Origin of the sequence: Nocardioides alkalitolerans DSM 16699 (genome assembly GCF_000426525.1) — a bacterium.
GTDB lineage: Bacteria > Actinomycetota > Actinomycetes > Propionibacteriales > Nocardioidaceae > Nocardioides > Nocardioides alkalitolerans.
This window is the reverse complement of sequence record NZ_AUFN01000012.1, coordinates 157,481-178,979: the sequence shown is the minus strand read 5'-3', so window position 1 is coordinate 178,979 and position 21,499 is coordinate 157,481. Positions and strand designations below refer to the sequence as shown.

General features: G+C 73.5%; 19 protein-coding genes and 1 riboswitch. Of the genes, 5 read left to right on the top strand and 14 right to left on the bottom strand.

Annotated features, from left to right (window positions below; genetic code table 11):
* Nucleotides 1–62 precede the first annotated feature (62 nt).
* Both K329_RS0110660 and K329_RS0110655 read left to right on the top strand, forming a co-directional pair.
* Complete coding sequence (locus K329_RS0110660) at nt 63–1,595, top strand: TldD/PmbA family protein (protein WP_028473022.1); 1,533 nt, start codon at nt 63–65, stop codon at nt 1,593–1,595.
* Nucleotides 1,592–3,004, top strand: coding sequence for a metallopeptidase TldD-related protein (locus K329_RS0110655; protein ID WP_084541200.1), 1,413 nt, complete (start codon nt 1,592–1,594; stop codon nt 3,002–3,004). Before K329_RS0110660 ends, K329_RS0110655 begins: the two co-directional genes overlap by 4 nt.
* Before the next feature lie 19 nt (nt 3,005–3,023).
* On the opposite strand, the gene K329_RS0110650 is transcribed toward K329_RS0110655, so the two are convergent.
* The 13 genes from K329_RS0110650 to K329_RS26125 form a co-directional block, all read right to left on the bottom strand.
* Nucleotides 3,024–4,391: a serine hydrolase domain-containing protein gene (locus K329_RS0110650; RefSeq protein WP_028473020.1), complete on the bottom strand. Its 1,368-nt coding sequence runs from the start codon at nt 4,389–4,391 to the stop codon at nt 3,024–3,026.
* The gene (gene gcvP / locus K329_RS26140; RefSeq protein WP_052336725.1) at nt 4,388–7,336 is read right to left on the bottom strand and encodes an aminomethyl-transferring glycine dehydrogenase; all 2,949 of its coding nucleotides are present in this window, start codon (nt 7,334–7,336) and stop codon (nt 4,388–4,390) included. The genes K329_RS0110650 and gcvP overlap by 4 nt, the downstream gene beginning before the upstream one ends.
* A gap of 74 nt (nt 7,337–7,410) precedes the next feature.
* Nucleotides 7,411–7,542: riboswitch (glycine riboswitch) on the bottom strand.
* Between the two features lie 109 nt (nt 7,543–7,651).
* Nucleotides 7,652–8,239, bottom strand: coding sequence for a MerR family transcriptional regulator (locus K329_RS0110640; RefSeq protein WP_052336793.1), 588 nt, complete (start codon nt 8,237–8,239; stop codon nt 7,652–7,654).
* Between the two features lie 213 nt (nt 8,240–8,452).
* Nucleotides 8,453–8,938, bottom strand: a complete 486-nt coding sequence (locus tag K329_RS0110635; RefSeq protein WP_028473018.1) for a bifunctional nuclease family protein — start codon at nt 8,936–8,938, stop codon at nt 8,453–8,455.
* 33 nt (nt 8,939–8,971) lie between these two features.
* On the bottom strand, nt 8,972–9,724 hold the full coding sequence (gene ftsR, locus K329_RS0110630) for a transcriptional regulator FtsR (RefSeq protein WP_281169802.1): 753 nt from the start codon (nt 9,722–9,724) through the stop codon (nt 8,972–8,974).
* A gap of 2 nt (nt 9,725–9,726) precedes the next feature.
* On the bottom strand, nt 9,727–10,245 hold the full coding sequence (locus K329_RS0110625) for a zinc-ribbon and FHA domain-containing protein (RefSeq protein WP_028473016.1): 519 nt from the start codon (nt 10,243–10,245) through the stop codon (nt 9,727–9,729).
* Nucleotides 10,246–10,424: 179 nt separating this feature from the next.
* Nucleotides 10,425–10,811 (bottom strand): glycine cleavage system protein GcvH, encoded by a 387-nt coding sequence (gene gcvH / locus K329_RS0110620; protein WP_028473015.1) that lies wholly within the window; start codon nt 10,809–10,811, stop codon nt 10,425–10,427.
* A gap of 49 nt (nt 10,812–10,860) precedes the next feature.
* Entirely contained in the window at nt 10,861–11,667 is an 807-nt protein-coding gene (locus K329_RS26135; protein WP_084541198.1) for a DUF881 domain-containing protein, read from the bottom strand.
* Nucleotides 11,660–11,992 carry a small basic family protein gene (locus tag K329_RS0110610; protein ID WP_028473014.1) on the bottom strand — a complete coding sequence of 111 codons (333 nt, stop codon included), beginning with the start codon at nt 11,990–11,992 and terminating at the stop codon, nt 11,660–11,662. Before K329_RS0110610 ends, K329_RS26135 begins: the two co-directional genes overlap by 8 nt.
* Nucleotides 11,989–12,918 (bottom strand): DUF881 domain-containing protein, encoded by a 930-nt coding sequence (locus K329_RS29520; protein WP_052336723.1) that lies wholly within the window; start codon nt 12,916–12,918, stop codon nt 11,989–11,991. Before K329_RS29520 ends, K329_RS0110610 begins: the two co-directional genes overlap by 4 nt.
* A complete protein-coding gene (gene clsA / locus K329_RS0110600; protein WP_028473013.1) occupies nt 12,905–13,510 on the bottom strand; it encodes a cardiolipin synthase ClsA in 606 nt (201 codons plus the stop codon). Before clsA ends, K329_RS29520 begins: the two co-directional genes overlap by 14 nt.
* A 113-nt stretch (nt 13,511–13,623) precedes the next feature.
* On the bottom strand, nt 13,624–14,670 hold the full coding sequence (locus K329_RS0110595) for a hemolysin family protein (RefSeq protein WP_028473012.1): 1,047 nt from the start codon (nt 14,668–14,670) through the stop codon (nt 13,624–13,626).
* Entirely contained in the window at nt 14,667–16,109 is a 1,443-nt protein-coding gene (locus K329_RS26125; RefSeq protein ID WP_084541197.1) for a hemolysin family protein, read from the bottom strand. The genes K329_RS0110595 and K329_RS26125 overlap by 4 nt, the downstream gene beginning before the upstream one ends.
* 298 nt (nt 16,110–16,407) lie before the next feature.
* Between K329_RS26125 and K329_RS29515 the strand changes: the two genes are divergently transcribed.
* The 3 genes from K329_RS29515 (at nt 16,408) to K329_RS26110 (ending at nt 20,712) form a co-directional block, all read left to right on the top strand.
* Complete coding sequence (locus K329_RS29515) at nt 16,408–17,937, top strand: DUF1800 domain-containing protein (protein ID WP_169721585.1); 1,530 nt, start codon at nt 16,408–16,410, stop codon at nt 17,935–17,937.
* A gap of 38 nt (nt 17,938–17,975) precedes the next feature.
* Nucleotides 17,976–19,271, top strand: a complete 1,296-nt coding sequence (locus K329_RS26115; RefSeq protein WP_043643000.1) for a DUF1501 domain-containing protein — start codon at nt 17,976–17,978, stop codon at nt 19,269–19,271.
* A gap of 94 nt (nt 19,272–19,365) precedes the next feature.
* A complete protein-coding gene (locus K329_RS26110; RefSeq protein WP_084541195.1) occupies nt 19,366–20,712 on the top strand; it encodes an 8-oxoguanine deaminase in 1,347 nt (448 codons plus the stop codon).
* Here the strand turns inward: K329_RS26110 and K329_RS0110565 are convergent.
* Nucleotides 20,672–21,499 (bottom strand): TrmH family RNA methyltransferase, encoded by an 828-nt coding sequence (locus K329_RS0110565; RefSeq protein WP_028473011.1) that lies wholly within the window; start codon nt 21,497–21,499, stop codon nt 20,672–20,674. The two genes, K329_RS26110 and K329_RS0110565, sit on opposite strands and share 41 nt — an antisense overlap.

The following is a 21,499-nucleotide window of genomic DNA, read 5'->3' as shown; positions in this document are numbered from 1 at the left end:
CCGCAGGACGTCCGTCCCCACCACCTCGCCGTGGCCTCACGGGCATCCGTTAGGTTGAGGAGATGAGCGGCTCCGGCATCGATCCGACGTTCCTCGCACTCCCCTTCCGCAGCCTGGCCGACGTGGCCCTGGCGCGGGCCTCCGAGCTCGGCGCGACCCACGCCGACTTCCGGTTCGAGCGGGTGCGCTACCAGGACCTCCACGTCCGCGACGGGGTGCTCCTCGGCACCCGGGACTCCTCGGACGTCGGCTTCGCCGTCCGTGTGGTCCACGGCGGTGCGTGGGGCTTCGCCTCCGGGGTGGTGCTGACCCCCGAGGAGGCACGGGGCGTGGCCGAGCGAGCCGTCCGGGTCGCGCAGGTCGCCGCGGCGATGACGCGGGTGCCGGTCGAGCTGGCGCCGGAGCCGACGTACGCCGACGCCACCTGGGTCTCGCGCTACGCCGTGAACCCCCTCGAGGTGCCGGTCGCCGAGAAGGCCGACCTCCTCATCGACTTCACCGAGCGGCTGCGCCGCAGCGACGCCGTGCAGCACGCCACGGCGTCGGTCCAGCAGGTGCTCGAGAACAAGTTCTACGCCGACCTCTCCGGCACGAGCACCACCCAGCAGCGGGTCCGGCTCCAGCCCGACGTGACCGCGATGGGCACCGACGAGAGCACCGGCGTCTTCGACTCGATGACCTCGATCGCTCCCCCGGTCGGCCGCGGCTGGGAGTACTTCACGGCCCCGGCGAGCGCCGGTGGCTGGGACTGGGACGCCGAGCTCGCCGAGATCCCCGACCTGCTCGCGGAGAAGCTCCGGGCCCCGAGCGTCGAGGCCGGTCTCTACGACCTCGTCATCCACCCCTCCAACCTCTGGCTCACCATCCACGAGTCCATCGGCCACGCCACCGAGCTCGACCGCGCCCTCGGCTACGAGGCCAACTACGCCGGCACGAGCTTCGCGACGTACGACAAGCTCGGCTCGCTGCAGTACGGCTCCCCCGTCATGAACGTCACCGGCGACCGCACCGTCGAGCACGGTCTCGCGACGATCGGGTACGACGACGAGGGCGTCGAGACCCAGCAGTGGGACATCGTCAAGGACGGCGTGCTCGTCGGCTACCAGCTCGACCGCGTCATGGGCCACGCCAAGGCGGAGCTGAACGGCGGCCGGTCCAACGGCTGCGCCTACGCCGACTCCCCCGGCCACATCCCGATCCAGCGGATGGCCAACGTGTCGCTGCAGCCCGCGCCCGACGGTCCGTCGACCGAGGAGCTCATCGGACGCGTCGAGCGTGGCCTCTACGTCGTCGGCGACAAGTCGTGGTCGATCGACATGCAGCGCTACAACTTCCAGTTCACGGGCCAGCGCTTCTACCGCATCGAGAACGGCGAGCTCGCCGGCCAGGTGCGCGACGTGGCCTACCAGGCGACCACCACCGACTTCTGGGGGTCGATGGAGGCGGTGGGCGGCCCCGAGACCTACGTGCTCGGCGGTGCGTTCAACTGCGGCAAGGCCCAGCCGGGCCAGACGGCGTCGGTGAGCCACGGCTGCCCGACGTCGCTGTTCCGCGACGTCCGGATCCTGAACACGACCGAGGAGGCCGGCAAGTGACCACGCCCGCCAGCACCGCACCCGTGAACGCCACCCCCCAGGAGCTCGTCGAGCGCGCGCTGAGCGCGTCGCGCTCCGCCGACGCGATCGCCGTCGTGCACGCGACCTCGAGCGCGAACCTCCGCTGGGCCAACAACACGCTCACCACGAACGGCGAGATGCGGGCCTTCGAGGTCACGGTCGTCGCCTTCGACCGGCGCTCCGAGGGCGTCGCCGCGGCCTCCGTCTCCGGCGCCGTGGCGTCGCTCGACCAGGTGCTCGCCCTCGTCGAGCAGGCCGACGCGGCCGCGGCGGCGAGCGCCCCGGCCGAGGACGCCGGCGAGCTCGTCGGCGGCACCGTGGCCGCCGACTGGGACGAGCCCCCGGCCACGACGTCCATCGGCGTGTACGACGCGCTGGCCCCGGCCCTCGGCAGCGCCTTCGACACCGCGCAGGGCGGTGGCCGCATCCTCTACGGGTTCGTCGACCACGAGGTCGCGACCACCTACCTCGGGTCCACGACCGGGCTCCGCCTGCGCCACGTGCAGCCGACCGGTCACTGGGCGTGTACCGCCAAGCCGACCGACCTCTCGCAGAGCGCCTGGGTCGGCGGCGCGACGCGCGACTTCGCCGACGTCGACCCCGTCGCGATGGAGCGCGACCTCACGCAGCGGCTCGCCTGGGGAGAGCGTCGCATCGACCTGGCCGCCGGTCGCTACGACACGGTCCTGCCCCCCACCTCGGTCGCCGACCTCGCGATCTACGCCTACTGGTCGGCCGCCGCGCGCGACGCCCACGACGGCCAGTCCGTCTACAGCCGCCGCGGCGGTGGCACGCGGGTCGGCGAGCAGATCGCCAGCGCCGGCGTCCAGCTGCGCTCGGACCCCACCCACCCCGGGCTCGAGGCCGCCCCGTTCGTGGTCGCGACGTCGTCGGGCGAGACGACGTCCGTCTTCGACAACGGCCTGCCGCTCGCGCCCACCGACTGGATCCGCGACGGTCGGCTGACGTCGCTGGTGCAGACCCGTCACTCGGCCGCCCTCACCGACCTGCCGGTGACGCCGATGGTCGACAACCTGGTCATGAGCGTCGACGGCGGCGCCGGTTCCACCGAGGACCTCGTCGCCGCCACCGATCGCGGCCTGCTCGTGACGTCGCTGTGGTACATCCGGGTCGTCGACCCGCAGTCGCTGCTGCTCACGGGCCTCACCCGCGACGGGGTCTACATGGTCGAGGGCGGCGAGATCACCGGCGTGGTCAACAACTTCCGGTTCAACGAGAGCCCGGTCGAGCTGCTCCACCGCTTCAGCCAGGCCGGCGAGGCCGTCCCGAGCTTCAGCCGCGAGTGGGGCGACTACTTCTCGCGCACCGTCACCCCGGCGCTGCGCGTGCCCGACTTCAACATGTCGAGCGTGTCGCAGGCCCAGTGACGGGCCGGGGCGGCCACCCTCATGCGGGGTGGCCGCCCGGCACCGGGGTGCCCGGCTCGTAGGGCGCACGGCTGTAGACGAACGTCGCCACCTCCAGGTGGCTCACCGAGCCGTCCCCGCGTCGTACGACGTGCACGGTCTCGCCGTCGTGGTAGCCGCGCACACCGACCAGCGTCGGCGCGCCGGCGACCTCGTGCACCGCGAAGCGGTACATCTCGGCCTCCCGCACCCGGACGACGACGGCCTCGTCCTCCCAGGTCCACACCGACGGCGTGTTGCCCCAGTGCCACACCCCGAGCACGTCGGAGACGACGGCCGGCACGTCCGCGCTGGGCCGCCACGGCGCCGGCAGCGTCGGCTCCGCGTCGTGCAGCGTCTCGAGCAGGCGGGTGGCGAGCGCGCTGGTCGGCACGCCCGTCGTCGAGTTCGCGAGGACGACCGCCGCCGTACGGCGGGGAGCGTCCGCGAAGCAGGCCGCCTGGAAGCCGGGCATCGTGCCGGTGTGGCCGCGCAGCATCCCCGACCCGCCCCGCAGGAGGGCGAGGCCGAGGCCGTGGGCCGCGCCCAGCCGCGTGTGCCGGTTCGCGCCGACCGGGTGGGATGCGAGGTCGAGCCAGGAGCCGTCGAGCACGTCCGGGTGCCCGCCGGCGAGGAACCCGGCGTACGTCGCGAGGTCCGTCACCGTCGACCAGACCTGCCCGGCCGGGGCCATCGCCCCGGTGTCGGTGGCGGGCTCTCGGTCGAGGGCGTGGGTGTAGGGGTGCACCGACCAGCCCTGGGCGTGGGTGCCCTCGGGCAGGTACGTCGTGCGACCCAGCCCCAGCGGCGCGAGCACGCCGGCGCGGACCGTCTCCCACCACGTCGTGCCCCGCAGCCGCGCGACTGCCTCCCCGACGAGCGCGAAGGCGACGTTGGAGTAGTGGTGCTGCTGCCCGGCCGGGAAAACGGCCCCGCTGCCGTCGTGGGCGGCGGCGAGCTCGGCGAACGGCACCCCGGGGGTCCGCTCCCACCACTCCCCGGCCGGCTCGGACTGCATCCCCGACGAGTGCGACAGCAGCTGCCGCAGCGTGCGGTCGCCGTACCCGGGTGCGGTGGTGCCGAGCTCGGTGAGCACCGACCCGACGGGGTCGCCGAGGTCGACGAGCCCGTCGCGCACGGCCTGGAGGAGCGTGACCGCGGTGAGGGTCTTGGTGATCGAGCCGATCCGGTACTGCGTGTCGGCCACCGGCCCGGGCACGTCGCCCCAGCCGCCCGACCACACCAGCACACCGTCGCGGACCACACCGGCTACGACCGACGGCGCGCGGCCGGCCACCTGCGCCTCGGCGACGAGGGTCAGCAGCCGGCGTGCCGTCGGGGGCAGGACCGGGTCGACGTCGAGGCTCACGCCGTCGTGACCTCGGCGGTGCCGGCCTCGGGTGCCTCCTCGGCGAACGCCTCGAGCGGCGGGCAGGAGCAGACGAGGTTGCGGTCGCCGTACGCCTGGTCGATGCGGCCGACGGGCGGCCAGTACTTGTCGGGGTCGACGCCGGTCGGGAAGACGGCGAGCTCACGGGAGTAGGCGCGGTCCCACGCGCCGACGAGGGTCCGCGAGGTGTGCGGGGCGTGCCGCAGCGGCGACTCCTCGGGGGTCCACTCCCCCGCCGCCACGCGCTCCACCTCGGCACGGATCGCGATCATCGCGTCGCAGAACCGGTCGATCTCGGCGAGGTCCTCCGACTCCGTCGGCTCGACCATCAGGGTGCCGGCGACGGGGAACGACATCGTCGGGGCGTGGAAGCCGTAGTCGACCAGGCGCTTGGCCACGTCGTCGACCGTGACGCCCGTGGCCTTCGTCAGCGGACGCAGGTCGAGGATGCACTCGTGCGCCACGAGGCCGTGGTCGCCGCGGTAGAGCACCGGGAAGTGCTCCTCGAGCCGGGAGGCGACGTAGTTGGCGGCGAGCACCGCGACCGCGGTCGCCCGGGCCAGGCCCTCGGCGCCCATCAGCCGCACGTAGGCCCACGAGATCGGCAGGATGCCCGCCGAGCCGTACGGCGCCGCGCTGATCGCCCCGACCCCGTCGCGCTTCTCGGCCTCCGCGTGGAACGGGTGGGAGGGCAGGTACGGCGCGAGGTGCTCCCGCACCGCCACCGGGCCGACGCCCGGGCCGCCGCCGCCGTGCGGGATGCAGAACGTCTTGTGCAGGTTGAGGTGGGAGACGTCGCCGCCGAAGGCGCCGGGCCGGGCGTGCCCGACCAGCGCGTTGAGGTTGGCCCCGTCGACGTACACCTGGCCGCCGTGCTCGTGCACGATCGCGCAGAGCTCGGTCACCGTGTCCTCGTAGACGCCGTGCGTCGAGGGGTAGGTCACCATGATCGCCGCGAGGTCGTCGCTGTGCTGCTCGCACCGCGCGCGCAGGTCGTCGAGGTCGACACCGCCGTCGTCGGTGGCCTTGACGACCACCACCCGCATCCCGGCCATCACGGCGGAGGCCGCGTTCGTGCCGTGCGCGGACGACGGGATGAGGCAGACGTCGCGCTGCTCCTGGCCGCGGGCACGCTGCCAGCCGCGGATGGCCAGCAGGCCCGCGAGCTCGCCCTGCGACCCGGCGTTGGGCTGGATCGAGACGCGGTCGTAGCCGGTGACCTCGGCCAGCCAGCCCTCGAGGTCGGCGACGAGCCGGCGGTAGCCCGTCGCGTCGTCGGCCGGCACGAAGGGATGCAGGTCGGCGAAGCCGGGCAGCCCGATGGGCTCCATCTCGGTGGTGGCGTTGAGCTTCATGGTGCAGGAGCCGAGCGGGATCATGCCGCGGTCGAGCGCGTAGTCGCGGGCCGAGAGCCGCCGCAGGTAGCGCAGCATCTGCGTCTCGCTGTGGTGGCTCGAGAAGACCTCGTGGGTCAGGTACGGCGTGGTGCGGCGCAGCGCGTCCGGCAGGGCGTCCGGGGTGGTGCGGTCGAGCTCGTCGACGCGGTCGTCGTCGACGTCGGCGAGCGAGCTCGCGACGACGCCGAAGGCGCGCAGCACACCGCGGAGGGTGCTCCGGGTGGTGCACTCCGACGTGGCGACGCCGACGTGGTCGGCGTCCACGAGCCGCAGGTGGAGGCCGTCGCGGCGGGCGGCGGCGACGACGTCGGCCGCGGCGCCCGGCACGGCCACGGTCACGGTGTCGAAGAACCCCTCGGCGAGCACGTCGAGGCCCGCGCCCCGCAGCCCGGCGGCGAGCACGGCGGCGTACCGGTGGGTGCGCAGCCCGATGGTGCGCAGGCCGGCGGGACCGTGGTGCACGGCGTACATCGACGCCGTCACGGCCAGCAGCACCTGGGCGGTGCAGATGTTGGAGGTCGCCTTGTCACGACGGATGTGCTGCTCGCGCGTCTGGAGCGCGAGCCGGTACGCCGGACGCCCCTCCGCGTCCACGGAGACCCCGACCAGGCGGCCCGGCAGGTGGCGCTCGAGGCCGGCGCGCACCGACATGTACGCCGCGTGCGGCCCGCCGTGGAAGAGGGGGACGCCGAACCGCTGGGTCGAGCCGATCGCGACGTCGGCGCCGAGCGTGCCCGGCGACTCGACGAGCGTGAGCGCCAGCAGGTCGGCGGCCACGACGGCGAGTGCGCCGTGCTCCTGCGCCGCGGCGATGACCGCCCGCGGGTCGACGAGCCGGCCGGACCCGCCCGGGTACTGGACCAGGATGCCGCTGAGGCCGCTGTCGGCCACGGACGCGGGCAGCCCGTCGGTCAGGTCGGCGACGACGACCTCGATGCCCATCGCCTCGGCGCGCGTGCGGACCACGTCGATGGTCTGCGGGAGCGCGTCGGCGTCGACGACGAACGGGCCGGCGGCCGTGCGGTTCGCCCGGCGCACCAGGGTCATCGCCTCGGCGGCGGCGGTCCCCTCGTCGAGGAGGGACGCGTTGGCGGTCGGCAGGCCGGTGAGGTCGCCGACCATCGTCTGGAAGTTGAGGAGGGCCTCGAGCCGGCCCTGGGAGATCTCCGGCTGGTACGGCGTGTAGGCCGTGTACCAGCTCGGGTCCTCCAGCACGTTGCGGCGGATCACGGGCGGCGTGACCGTCGGGTGGTAGCCGAGCCCGATGAGCGACTCCCCCGGCATGTTGGCGCCGGCCAGTGCACGCAGCTCGCGGGCGACCTCCGGCTCCCCGGCCGCGGCGGGCAGGTCGAGCACGACGTCACGGTCGCGGATCCCGGCCGGTACGGCGGAGTCCATCAGCTCGTCGAGGGAGGACAGCCCGAGGCGGGCCAGCATGGTCGCGACCGCTGCCTCGTCCGGTCCGATGTGGCGGGAGACGAAGGGCGATGCGGTGTCGAGGTCGGCGAGGGTGGGCTGATCGGTCATCAAGGCGCTCCGGAGGACGGGTCGGTCGGGTCGCCTCCCCCTCTGTCGGGACGGCATCGTCCTTCCAGAGTCGCCTGGCCCGCACGGTCCTGGGCGCCTGAGAGGTTCCGGGGAGGGGTTGCCCCTTCGGCGCTCCGCAACCCCGACCACCACCGGTTCGCACCGGGGACGGAAGGGAGGGACGGAGTCTCTCCCGGCGGGTTCGTCAGCGTCCGCCAACCTACCACCGCGGTGCCCGGACGACGCGAGGCCCGACACCGTGCGGTGTCGGGCCTCGTGACGTCTGGTGCCAGGTGGTGCGGGCTGCGGTGCGGGTCAGCCGATCTTGCGGGCGGCGCGGCGCGCGGCCAGCTCGTCCGTCTGCGAGGGCGCGGCGTCGCTGTCGGCGCTGCGCTCGCTCGGCAGCTGCGCGAGCGTGCCCTCGATCTCGCGCCAGACCCCGCCGATGGCGATGCCGAACACGCCCTGGCCGCCCTGCAGCAGGTCGATGACCTCGTCGTTGCTCGTGCACTCGTAGACCGAGGCGCCGTCGCTCATCAGCGTCACGCGCGTCAGGTCGTCGGTGCCGCGCTCGCGCAGGTGCGAGATCGCGGTGCGGATCTGCGGCAGCGAGATGCCGGCGTCGAGCAGGCGCTTGATGATCTTGAGGATGAGGATGTCGCGGAACGAGTAGAGCCGCTGCGACCCCGAGCCCTTGGCGCCGCGGATGGTGGGCTCGACCAGGCCGGTGCGGGCCCAGTAGTCGAGCTGGCGGTAGGTGATGCCCGCCGCGTTGCACGCCGTGGGTCCGCGGTAGCCCTGGTCGCTCGGGAGCGGCGACACGTCGTCGGTGAAGAGCAGACCTTGCTCGTCGGCGAGCTCGGTCGCCTGCGCGACCTTCTGCTCGTCAGCCTTGCTGCGCAAGTGCTGCTCGTCGTTCACTCCCACTGCGACCTCCGTCAGGTTTCTTCGTGGAGCGTAACCCCGATGGGGGGAAGGTGTCGCCGTGCGGAGCACAACGGTGGAGTTACAACGAAGAGAGCCCCAACGTAGGGCCGCACCCCACCCGGGTCAACGCACGACACGCCGGTGGGAACCCTCGATCTCAACCTGAGGGTGAGACCGACGCCACCCCGGTCAGGGCGCGTCGGGAGACTCCGGCGACTCGAAGTCCTCCGGCGTCACGTGGTCGAGGAACTCGCGGAACTTCTCGACCTCGTCCTCCTGCTCCGCGGGGACGGCGAGGCCGGCCTCGTCGAGCACGTCCTCCGCGCAGACGATGCGGGTGCTCGTGCGCAGCGCCAGGGCGATGGCGTCCGAGGGGCGTGCGCTCACCTCGACCCCCGAGGCGAGGACCAGCAGCGCGTAGAACACGCCGTCGCGCATCTCCACGATGCGGATCTCGTCGAGCTCGTTGCCCGTCGCCTCCAGCACGTCCTTCAGGAGGTCGTGGGTGAGCGGACGGGGAGGGACCACGCCCTGCTGGGCGAAGGCGATCGCCGTCGCCTCCACCGCCCCGATCCAGATCGGGAGGTACCGCTCCCCCGTCACCTCGCGCAGCAGCACGATCGGGTGGTTGGAGGGCATCTCCACTCGGACTCCGATGACATCTACCTCGCGCACGTCGTCCACCCTACTCGGCGGGGGTGGGGCGGCTCAGCGGTCGGGGAGGGACGCCTTGACCAGCGTCGCGTGGAGGCGCACCGTGAGCGCCGCGATCTGGGCGGCGACGTCGGCGGCCCGTGCCTCGGCGGCGGCGTCGCGGCTGCGCCGTACGGGCGCGACGACCTGCTCGACGAGGCCGACCTCGCGGTCGGCGGCCGCCCGGAAGGCGCGCAGGTGGCGCGGCTCGATGCCGAACTCCGCGAGCTCGCGGGCCGTCGCGGCGATCAGGAGGTCCTCGGAGTCGTAGTGGCCCGTGCCGGCCCGCGGCCGGATGAGGCCGAACTGCTCGAGCTGGTCGAGGAACTCGGCGTCGACCTCGGCGACCTTGAGCAGCTCGCGCCGGGCGAGCCGGAGGTCGCTGGTGCGGCGGAAGGTCTCGGCCCCCGGGAAGCCGTCGGCCGCGAGGGCCACCTTCGGCACGGTGGGCCGCACGCCCTCGATCGGCGGGGGCTCGAGGCCGCGGTCGATCGCGTCGAGGTGCTCGCCGATGACCTTCAGCGGGAGGTAGTGGTCGCGCTGCATCAGCAGCACGTAGCGCAGGCGCTCGACGTCACCGTCGGAGAACTTGCGGTAGCCCGCCGGCGTCCGGTCGGGCTTGATGAGGCCCTTGTCCTCGAGGAACCGGATCTTCGGGATCGTGATGCCGGGGAACTCCGGCCGCAGCATGTCGAGCACCTGGCCGATGTTGAGTCGGCTGGGCCCTCCGGCAGCCTGGGCGCCCGGGTGCGGTACGGACGCGCTCACGGTCAGACCGGCGAGCCCGAGAAGAAGACGAGCCGGTACTTGCCGATCTGGACCTCGTCGCCGTCCTTGAGCGCGACCTCGTCGATGCGGTCGCGGTTCACGTACGTGCCGTTGAGGCTGCCGACGTCGCTGACGGTGAACGAGCCGCCGTCACGACGGAAGTCGGCGTGGCGGCGCGAGACGGTGACGTCGTCGAGGAAGATCTCGCTCTCCGGGTGGCGTCCGGCGGAGACGAGGTCGGCGTCGAGGAGGAAGCGGCTGCCCGCTCCCGGACCGCGCTGGACCACGAGGAGCGCGTGGCCCGGCGGCAGGGCGTCGACCGCAGCCGCGTCGACGGCGTTGAGCGCGCGGTCGGAGCTCTCCGTGACCGTCGGCGTCGCACCGGAGCCGGTGCCGAAGGTGATGGTCGCGGTGGACTCCGTCACGCCCGCCGCAGGTGCGGCGACCAGCTTGGTGCCGCACTGCGAGCAGAACCGTGCCTCGTCGGGGTTCTGGTTTCCGCAGGCTGTGCAGAACGGCATGGCGCTGGCCTCCCTGTCGTGCTGGTCGCACTCGTCGTCACGTGGTCGCCGACCTCTCCCGCGCCGGAGGGAGACGGTGAAGTCTCAACTGGGGGCTGAGGTTGACGGTTGTCAGAACCTACCAGTCACCGACCACGGATCAACCCGAACGGGTGGAAGCGGACGGCGAACGGAAGGGGTCAGCCCGAGAGCCCCGCGGAATACGTGGCGGCGTCCAGCAGGCCGGCGACGGCGTCGGGGTCGCCGGGCGCGAGCTCGAAGAGCCAGCCCTCGCCGTACGGGTCGCTGTTGACGACCTCGGGGGTGGCGTCCAGCGCGGTGTTGACCGCGGTGACCTCCCCGGCCACCGGGGCGTAGATCTCGCTGACCGACTTGGTCGACTCCAGCTCGCCGCAGGCGTCGCCCGCGGCCACGGTGTCGCCGACCGCCGGGAGGCTCGCGTAGACGATGTCGCCGAGAGCGTCCTGGGCGAAGGCGGTGATGCCCACGCGCACGGTGCCCTCGCCCTGGCCGGGGCTGCGCACCCACTCGTGCTCGGCGGTGTACTTCAGGTCCTCGGGGTACACGCTGCTCCTCGCGTCGGTCGTGTCGGCAGGCGGAGTGGAGAGGTTAGCGTCAGTCCTGCGGCTCGGCGAACTGCGGTGTCTCGGTGCTGCGGACCGCCATGATCTCGAGCGTCTCCAGCTGCTCCACCTCGACCTCGGCGTCGTCGCTCTCGAACGTCTCGGTGGGTCCGCCCGGGAACGACATGCCGCCCGCCAGGGTGTCGGGCTCGCCGATCACCTCCACGACGTACGGCGACGTGAGCTCGACGCCGTCGATGGTGATCCCGTCGCGGTGGGTGCCGAAGTGCGAGCTCGCCACGAGACGGACCTGGTCGTTCACCTCGATCGCCTCGGCCCCCGCCGTCCGCAGCTCCTGCACCATGTCGAGCACGGCCGACGGCTCGATCGGCTCGTCGTCGTCCTCCGTCACCGTGACCCGGAGGCCCGGGCCCGCGACGGGCACCGTGCCGGCCAGCACGGCGAGCACCTGCTCCTCCCGGCGGGCCGCCTCGAGCGCCGCCGAGCGCGCGTCGTTGGTCGAGCGCAGCTCGTCGCGGGTCTGCTGCAGCCGGGCGATCTCGGCCTCGGCCCGCTGCGTCGTGCCGGCGATGCCGCTCAGGAGGTCGATGAGGTCCTGCTCGCGGTAGCCGGCGTAGCTGTCGTCGGTGTCGTTGACCCGGACCTGCACGATGCCCGCGAAGCCGACCACGGCGAGCAGGACGGCCACGACCGCCTGGCTGCGGGACGGGCGGAAGATCGCCTCGGCCAGCCGTCGGCGCCCGGTCGGGGGTGCCTCGGCGGAGAGGTCGGGGTCGGCGACGTGGCCCGCGTCCAGCGGGTCGCGCGGGTCGCGCTCGGGTCCGGGGCGCTCAGGCATGGAAGAGGTGCCTCCGGATGGCCGCCATGTTGGAGAAGATCCGGATCCCCAGGACGACGATCACGCCGGTCGAGAGCTGGCCCCCCACGCCCAGGCGGTCGCCGAGGTAGACGATGAGCGCCGCGATGACCACGTTGCTCACGAACGACACGACGAAGACCTTGTCGTCGAAGATGCCGTCGAGGTAGGCGCGCAGGCCCCCGAACACGGCGTCGAGCGCGGCGACGACCGCGATGGGCAGGTAGGGCTGCAGCCCGAGCGGGACGTCGGGCTCGAGCACGAGCCCGAGCACGATCCCGATCAGCAGGCCGAGTGCGGCGATCAAGGCAGGACCCCCGTGGTGGTGGACGACAGCTCGGCCGACGGAGCGTCGGCCGGCTCGGCGTGGCGGAGCCGGGGCTCGGGGCCGGCCGGCAGGACGAGCCGGTCGACGTTGTCCATCTCGACGACGAACCCGAGCGAGGAGGCGATGATGTCGAACTCGGAGCCGAGGCGCGTGTCGACCAGGTCGGCCTGGAGCGAGCGCGGGTCGCCGATGGCGGCCACGACGTACGGCGCGGTGAGCGGGCGGCTGTTGACGTTGATGGCCTGCGAGGAGTTGCGGATGGACGTCAGGGCCGTCATCCGCTGGCCGTTGATCGCGATCGCCTCCGCGCCGGCGGTCCACAGGCCGTCGACGAGGCGGGCGAGGTCCTCGTCGCGCACCCGCCCCTCCGGCTCACCGCCGGGTGCGTCGTCGACCACGACCTGGACGCCCGGCCCGGCGACCGCGACGAACCCGCCCGCGAGCTGGAGGCGGCTGCGCCCGGCGACCGCCGAGGCCTCGCGCGACGTGGTGCGGTCGAGGGCGGACGACGCCTCCGCGGTCTCCTCGCGCAGGTCGACGAGTCGCTGCTGCAGCTCGGTCAGCCGATCCCGTCCCTCGTTGGCCCGGCCCACGAGCGTCGTGCGGCTCGTCTCGTCGGTGGTGGCGTTGCGGGAGGTCTGCACCGCCGCCGTGGCGACGAGGAGGCCGAACGCGGCGATCACGGCCACGCTCCCCCGGCCCAGGCGCGGACGCGGGGGGCGGGCACCCGACGTACCGGCCGCGGCCCGCTGGTCGGCGACGTGGCGGTAGTCCTCCTCGAGCGACTGCTGCGTGACGAGGGCGAGCAGCGGCATCGTGACGCGCTCGGGCACCGGCTGGACCGGCCGGGCCGGCTGCTCGGGCCGCACCGGACGCAGGGGCCGACGCTCGTCACGGGGTCGCATCGCGCACCGACCTCCGCTCGGTGGTGGCGAGGAGGCGACGGACCTGCCAGGCGTATAGCAGGCCGGCCCACCAGTAGAGGGCGATGCCCCAGATGGCGAACGCCCACCCGAACACGAGCGCGAGCGTCGCGACGACGCCCGTGCCGTCGCCGAGCAGCAGGAGCGGGAAGGCGTAGAGCAGGTTGAAGGTCGCGGCCTTGCCGAGGAAGTGCACGGGCAGGGCGCTGTAGCCGCGGGTGCGCAGGAACGGCACCAGGCACCACAGCAGCGCGTCGCGCAGCGGCAGGATGATCACTACCCACCACGGGATGACCTCGCGCAGGCCGAGGCCGATGATCACGGCGAGGATGTAGAGCCGGTCCGCGACGGGGTCGAGGATCTCGCCCAGGGGCGAGCGCTGGTCGAGCCGGCGCGCCAGGTAGCCGTCGAGGAAGTCGGTGACGCCCGAGACCATGAGCACGAGCAGGGCGAGCCCGTCCTCCTCGGGGCCCAGCACGAGCCAGAGGAAGAGGGGCACCCCGAGGAGACGCAGCGAGCTGAGGGCGTTCGGGATCGTCCAGACGCCAGCGTCACGGGTCGCCTCTTCGGACACTCGTCCCTACCTGCTTCTCGCTCGTCTCCAGGGCGGCCCGGCCGGCCGCTGGGCGCCACCTTAGTTGCGGCGGCGCCCCGCCCGCGGGAGGGGCTCCGGCGGGGCGGGGCGCCTCAGACCAGCTCGTCGGCGTGCGCCGCGTCGCGGATCTCGCCCACCAGCTCCTCGAGCACGTCCTCCAGGGTCGCGAGCCCGAGCAGCTCCCCGTCCTCGCCCACCACCCGGGTGATGTGGGCGCCACGGCGCTGCAGCACCTCGAGCGCGTCGTGGAGGAGGTCGGAGTCACGGACCCCGGCGAACGGGCGGATCCACTTGTCGTCGACCACGCGGCCGCGGCGGGACTCGTCGGTCTCCAGCACGTCCTTGATGTGCAGGTAGCCGAGCAGCTCGCCGTCGTCGGAGACGGGGAACCGGCTGAAGCCGGTGGAGGCGCACAGGTCCTCGACCTCCGCGACGGTGGCGCCGCGTCGTACGGTCGCGAGCGTGTCGAGCGGCATGATGACCGCCGCGACCCGCTTCTCGGTGAAGCCGAGCACGCCGGAGAGGCGGTCGTACTCCCCCGCGCCGATGAGCCCCTCGCCCCGCGACTCCTCGACGAGCGCGGCGACCTCCTCGCGGGTGAAGCTCGACGAGACCTCGTCCTTCGGCTCGACCCGCAGCAGCCGCAGGGTGCCGTTGGCGACCGCGTTGACGGCGAGCAGCACCGGACGCAGCACCATGACGACGGCCATCAGCGGGGGGCCGAGCACGACGGCGGCCCGCTCCGGCGCGGCCAGCGCGATGTTCTTCGGGATCATCTCGCCGAGCACCACGTGCAGGTAGACGACGATCGTGAGGGCGATCGCGAACGAGATCGGGTACGTGAAGGCCTCGGGGACCCCGACCCGCTCGAAGATCGGCTCGAGCAGGTGGGCCACCGCGGGCTCGCCGACGGCACCGAGGCCGACCGAGCAGATCGTGATGCCGAGCTGGGCGCCCGCCATCATCAGCGACACCTGCTCCATCGCGCGCAGCGTGATCTTGGCCCAGCGCGAGCCGGCCTGCGCGAGCGGCTCGATCTGGCTCCGGCGGGCGGAGATCAGGGCGAACTCGGCGCCGACGAAGAAGAAGTTGAGCGCGAGCAGCAGGACGGCGACGCCGAGGGCCACGTAGTCGTTCATCGTCGGACCGCCTTCCGGTCGGAGCGGCCGGGCTCGCCGGTGGTCGGGGTCCCGGTGGTCGCGGTGTCGACCGCGGAGCCGGCACCGACGAGGGCGTCGGCCGCGATGGAGTCGTGGAGGCGGAGGGCGACCCGGTCGACCCGCAGGCCGTCCATGTGCTCCACCGTCAGCACGGCGAGCTGCTGGCGCGGCTCGTCGTCCTCGTCGCCCTGCACCGGCACGGGCACCTCGGCGACGTCGCCGGCGCGCGGGATGCGGCCGAGCTCGCGGACGACGAGGCCCGCGATCGTGTCGTAGTCCTCGTGCTCCGGAAGTGCGACGCCGCTGACGTCCTCCACCTCGTCGGGGCGCAGGAGGCCGGAGAGCGACCAGGTGCCGTCGCGGCGCTGCCGGGCGCGGGCGCCGAGCCGGTCGTGCTCGTCGGCGATGTCGCCGACGATCTCCTCGACGACGTCCTCGAGGGTCACGATGCCGGCCTGGCCGCCGTACTCGTCGAGCACCACGGCCATGCCGAAGCCGTCCTGCCGCAGCAGCGCGAGCAGGGGGTCGAGCCGGAGCGAGTCCGGCACCAGCGTCGGCGACACCATGATGTTCTTGATGCGGGTCGTGGCCCGCTCGTGCACCGGCAGGGCGACGGCGTGCTTGACGTGCACGGTGCCCACGACGTTCTCGTCGGCGTCGAGCACCGGGAAGCGGGAGTGGCCCGACGAGCGGGCCAGCTCGATCACCGCGGCCGCGCGGTCCGACTGCTCGAGGCTGTCGGTGCGGACGCGGGGCGTCATGATCTCGGAGGCCGTGCGCTGGCTGAAGTCGACCGACCGGCCCATGAGCTCGGCGGTGTCGGGGTCGAGGGTGCCCTGGTCGGCGGAGCGGGCGATGAGCGAGGCGAGCTCGCGGGAGCTGCGGGCGGACCGCAGCTCCTCCTGGGGCTCCATGCCGAGCCGGCGCACGGCGCTGTTGGCCGAGTTGTTCAGCAGCCGGATCGGGCCGGCCATGACCGCCGTGAACAACCGCATGAAGCCCTGGGTCGAGCGGGCCGTGCGCATCGGCAGCGAGATCGCGAGGTTCTTGGGCACGAGCTCGCCGAAGATCATCGTCAACGCCGTGCCGATGGTGAGCCCCAGCGCGACCGAGATCGGGGTCACCGAGGAGTCCGGCAGGCCGGCGGCCCCGAGCGGGCCGCGCAGCAGCGTCGCGATCGCCGGCTCCGCGAGGAAGCCGATGGCGAGGTTGGTGACGGTGATGCCGACCTGGGCGCCCGAGAGCTGGGTGGAGAGCGACTTGAGCGCCTTCTGCACGCCGGCGGCGCCGGTCTCGCCGTCGGCGACGGCACGCTCGACCTGCCCGCGGTCGACGGTGACGAAGGAGAACTCGGCGGCCACGAACAGGCCGCACGCCAGGACGAGGAGGAGCGAGACCCCCAGCAGGACCCACTCCATCAGGGACGCCCCCCGTCGACGTCAGGTCGTGCGGGGGGCACGGGACTTTGGTAGCCGTCCATCGGCGGAGTCGAACCGTCCTTCGCTAGATCGTGGTGCAACTGGTCGAGAGTACGAGAGGGACCCGACGGCCACCAAGGGGGGCGCCGCGGTGCGAGGCGTGACGTTGCCCCCACGGTTCCCACCAGAAACTTCTCCTCTTTGCCTCAGGTGCGCGGCGTCCTGACCAATTCTTGAGGGAGCAGCCGCGCCGGTCTCGATCGAGCCCGGGGGGAGCGACGGCGACTCGGAGGCTCACGTGACCAGCTCGGCCCGTCCCAGCACCGCCCGACCGCGGGCGCGCACCGCCGCGCGCCCGGCGGCCGCGGCGACGACGTACACGCCCGTGCGGTACCCCGGTGGCGCCCCGCTCGACGCGACGGCGCAGCACTGGGTGCGTCGGTTCACCTACGGCTACACCCCCGCGCTGGCCGAGCAGATCCGTGCCGCGGGCGGCGTCCGCCCCTGGTTCGAGCGCCAGCTGCAGCCCGCCTCGATCCCCGACGCCGCCGCCGACGCCCTCATCACGTGGTGGCCGTCGCTGCGCAGGAGCCCGCAGGAGCTGTGGCAGCGCCAGGTCGACGAGATCGAGGGCGGCTGGGTGGTCATGGCCAGCTACGGCAGCTGGTTGCTGCAGCGGCGCATCACGACGCAGCGCCAGGTGCACGAGATGATGACCGAGTTCTGGGAGAGCCACTTCCACGTGCCGGTCAACGGCGACGCGCCGTTCGTCCACCGCGTCTCGTACGGCGACGCCATCCGTCGCCACGCGCTCGGCCGGTTCGCCGCCCTCCTCGAGGCCGCGGTCACCCACCCGGCCATGGGCATCTTCCTCGACAACGCGGTGTCGACGGCGCGCACGCCCAACGAGAACCTCGGGCGCGAGCTGCTCGAGCTGCACACCGTCGGCCGGGGCGCCTACACCGAGACGGACGTGAAGAACTCGGCCCGCATCCTCACGGGCTACCGGGTGCAGATGTGGTCGACCTGGGTGGCGGAGTACAAGCCGGCCGACCACGCCGTCGGCCCGGTCCGGGTGATGGACTTCCAGCACGCGAACGCCGCTCCCGACGGCCGGCCCGTCGTCCGCGCCTACCTCTCCTACCTCGCGCGCCACCCCGCGACCGCCCGGCGCATCTGCCGCCGCCTGGCCGTCAAGTTCGTCAGCGACGACCCGCCGGCCGCCCTCGTCGACCACCTCGTCCAGGTCTACCTCTCGAGCGGCACCGACATCTCCGCCGTGCTCCGCGCGCTCGTGGCGCGCCCCGAGTTCACGGCGGCCGCCGCGCCCAAGGTGCGGGACCCCGGCGAGGACGTCGTGGCGACGTACCGCGCGCTCGGCGCCCAGATCACCCGGCCCACCGTCACGGACGGTGCGGCCGTGCAGATCGTCTGGCAGGCGCACGCCATCGGCAGCCAGCCGTTCGCCTGGGGCCGCCCCGACGGACCGCCGATCGACAACGCGGCCTGGAGCTCGGGCTCGCGCGCGCTCGCCTCGTTCTCGTTCCACTGGAGCGTCGCCGGCGGGTGGTACCCGTCGAAGGACATCACCTACCGCACCCCCGCGCAGTGGCTGCCCCGCACCGAGATGAGCTTCGCGATGCTCGTCGACTACCTCTGCATCCGGATGCTCGGGCGCGTGTCGACGGCCGCGATCCTGCGCGCCTGCTGCGAGGTCACCAACTACGCCCCGGCCACCCGGATCACCGCCCAGCACAACCTCCTGAAGTGGGAGTTCCACCGCCTGCTCAGCACGATCCTCGACACCCCCGACCACCTCACGCGCTGAGCGCGCCTCCTCTTCCCCCTCTCGGTCTGGAGCCCCCGATGTCCGATCCCCGACCCTCCTCGCAGCCGTGCTGCGGCGAGTTCGCCGCCGTCTCCCGCCGCGGCGTCCTGCGCGGTACGGCGCTGGCCGGCGCCGTTGCCGCCTTCGGCGGTGCCGTCGTGCGCACGTCGACCGCGTTCGCCGCCCCGGGCTCCTCGCTGGCGGCGGCCGGCACGACGCCGGCGTCGAGCGTGCTCGTCGTGCTCTCGCTGCGCGGCGCGGCCGACGGCCTCTCGCTCGTCGTGCCCCACGCCGACCCGGCGTACTACCGCGCCCGTCCCCGCATCTCGATCGCCGCGTCGACGCTGCTGGCGAAGGACGCGATGTTCGGCCTGCACCCCAGCTTCGCCCCGCTGATGCCGCTGTGGACCGCCGGCAAGGTCGCCGCCGTGCACGCCACCGGTCTGCCCGCGCCGAACCGCTCCCACTTCTCGGCGATGGAGGAGCTCGAGGACGCGGCCCCCGGGAGCACCGTGCGGGAGGGCTGGCTGAACCGCCTGCTCGGGCAGGACACCATCAGCCACCCGCTCCAGGGCGTCGGCGTCGGCGACGGGGTGGTGCCCACCTCCCTGTACGGCGACCAGGCCGTCACGACGCTGCGCTCCCCCGAGACCCTCCAGCTCGCCGGCGACGACCAGTGGGACACCTTCAAGGGCCGCCGCCGCTCGGTGGAGAACCTCTGGGCGAGCTCGCGGGTCAGCCTCGGCACGGGTGTGCGCTCCGCGCTGGCGGCCATCGACGACTTCGCGCCGGTCAAGGCGGTCACGGCGACACCCGCCAACGGGGCGGCCTACCCCGGCGGGGACCTCGGGGCCGCGCTCAAGCACACCGCCCGCATCATCAAGGGCGACGTCGGCGCCAAGATCATCACGGTCGACCAGGGCGACTGGGACATGCACTCCGACGCCGGCACGCTGGCCTGGGGCGGCATGAAGTCCAACGTCGCCGCGCTCGCCAGCGGCATCGCAGCGCTGTTCACCGACCTCGGCACCGCAGGAGACAAGGTGACCCTCGTCGTGCTCAGCGAGTTCGGCCGCCGCGTGCGGGAGAACGACAACTACGGCACCGACCACGGCTACGGCAACGTCATGTTCCTCGCCGGCGCCGGCGTGCGCGGCGGGCGGTACTACGGCTCCTGGCCCGGCCTCACCGACGCCGCCGACGCCGACCTGCTGGTCACCACCGACTACCGCAGCGTGCTCTCCGAGGTCGTCACCCGGCGCTTCGGCGTCAGCACGGCCCAGGTGTTCCCGGGCTTCACGCCGACGCGCGTCGGGGCGATGGTCGGGGCCTGACGCGGCAGGCCGCGGGCCGGGCGGGCCGGGCGGTGCGCAAGCCGGACGGGAACGCGTCACCGGCCGTAACAACCGCTCACTACGCTCCGCCGGCATGAGCGACGTGGGTGAGGGTGGGCGCACCGTGCTGCGCGGGGCGCGCTGGGTCGGCGACGGGCGTTCGCCGGGCGGCCCGGCAGACGTGGCCGTGGCGGGCGGGCGCATCGTGGCCCTCGGCTCGGTGGCGGCGGAGCACGGCGACGCCGTGGTCGACTGCGACGGCGACCTGGTGACGCCCGGCCTGGTGAACACCCACCACCACTTCTACCAGTGGCTCACGCGCGGCTGGGCCGTCGACGAGACCCTCTTCGGCTGGCTCTCGACGCTCTACCCGGTCTGGGCGCGGCTGAGCCCGGAGGACGTCGAGGCCGCCGCCGCGGTGGCCCTCGCCGAGCTGGCGCTCTCGGGATGCACGACGGCCGCCGACCACCACTACCTCGTGCCCGGCGGTGACGACTCGGTGTTCGACGCCATCGTGGCGGCTGCCCGCCGCATCGGGCTCCGCCTGCACGTCGCCCGGGGCTCGATGGACCTCGGCCGGAGCCGGGGCGGCCTCCCGCCCGACGGCGTGGTCGAGGAGCGCGACGCCATCCTCGCCTCCACCCAGCGGGTGGTCGAGCGGCACCACGACGGCGACCGCGTGGCGGTGACGGTGGCGCCCTGCAGCCCCTTCAGCGTGACCACCGGCCTCATGACGGAGTCGGCCGACCTCGCCCGGCGCCTCGGCGTGCGCCTGCACACGCACCTCGCCGAGACGCTGGACGAGGAGCGCGACTCCCTCGCCCGGTTCGGGCTGCGGCCGCTGCAGCTGCTGGACGACCTCGGCTGGGTGGCGGACGACGTGTGGTTCGCCCACGGCATCTGGTTCGACGACGCGGAGGTCGCGCGGCTCGGGGCCGCCGGTGCGGGGGTCGCCCACTGCCCGTCGAGCAACTGCCGCCTGGGCTCCGGTACGGCGCGAGTGCGCGACCTCGTGGCCGCCGGCGCCCCCGTCGGGCTGGGGGTGGACGGCGTCGCCTCGAACGAGATCGGCACCCTCATGGTCGAGATGCGTCAGGCGGTCTACCTCGCCCGCCAGCGCGAGCTCGACCCGCGCGCGCTCGGGGTGGCCGACGCGCTGCGGCTCGCCACCGAGGGCGGCGCACGGTGCCTGGGTCGCGACGACGTGGGCAGGCTCGAGGTGGGGCTGGCCGCCGACCTCGTGGTGTGGCCCGGCGACGACATCGGCGACGTCCTCGACCCGTTGGCAGGGCTCGTCCTGGGGCCCGAGCGCCGGGCGCGGCACGTGCTCGTCGGCGGGGAGCCCGTGGTGCGCGACGGCGCGCTCGTCGGGGCCGACCGTCGCGAGCTCCACCGGGAGCTCACGCGCCGGGCGCGGCGCCTCTGGCCCGACGGGCCGTGACGTAGCAGGCGACCGCGCTGGCGGCGGCCACGTTGAGGGAGTCGATGCCGGCGTGCATCGGGATGACCGCGCGCACGTCGGCGGTCGTCTGCCAGCGCGGGGAGATCCCGTGGCCCTCCGAGCCGAGGACGAGCGCGACCTTGTCGAGCCCGGCCACGGCCTCCTCGAGCACGACGGCGTCGTCGGCCAGGGTGAGCGCGACGGTGGTGAAGCCCTCCGCCGCGAGGGCGGGGAGGGCGTCGTACCAGTCGGGCAACCGCGTCCAGGGAAGCGAGAACACCGCGCCCATCGCGACCTTGACCGAGCGACGGTAGAGAGGGTCGGCACAGCGGGGGCTCAGCAGCACGGCGTCGAAGCCGAGGGCGGCGCCGCTGCGGAAGACCGCGCCGACGTTGGTGTGGTCGACGAGGTCCTCGAGCACCAGCACCGACCGGGCGCCCGCGATCACCTCCGCGACCGTCGGCAGCGGGCGGCGCTCCAGGGAGGCCAGTGCGCCGCGGTGCACGTGAAAGCCGGTGACCTCCTCGGCGAGCGCCTCGCTGAGCACGTAGCAGGGCGCGTCGGTCGTGCCGAGCACGTCAGCCAGGCCGTCGAGCCAGCGCGGGGCCATGAGGAACGAGCGGGGCGTGTAGCCGGCCTCCACCGAGCGGCGGACCACCTTCGCGCCCTCGGCGAGGAACAGCCCGTGCTCGGTCTCGACGTGCTTGCGCAGCGTGACGTCGCGCAGGTCGCGGTAGTCGCCGAGCCGCGGGTCGGTGGGGTCGTCGATCTCGACGAGGGTCGCCAT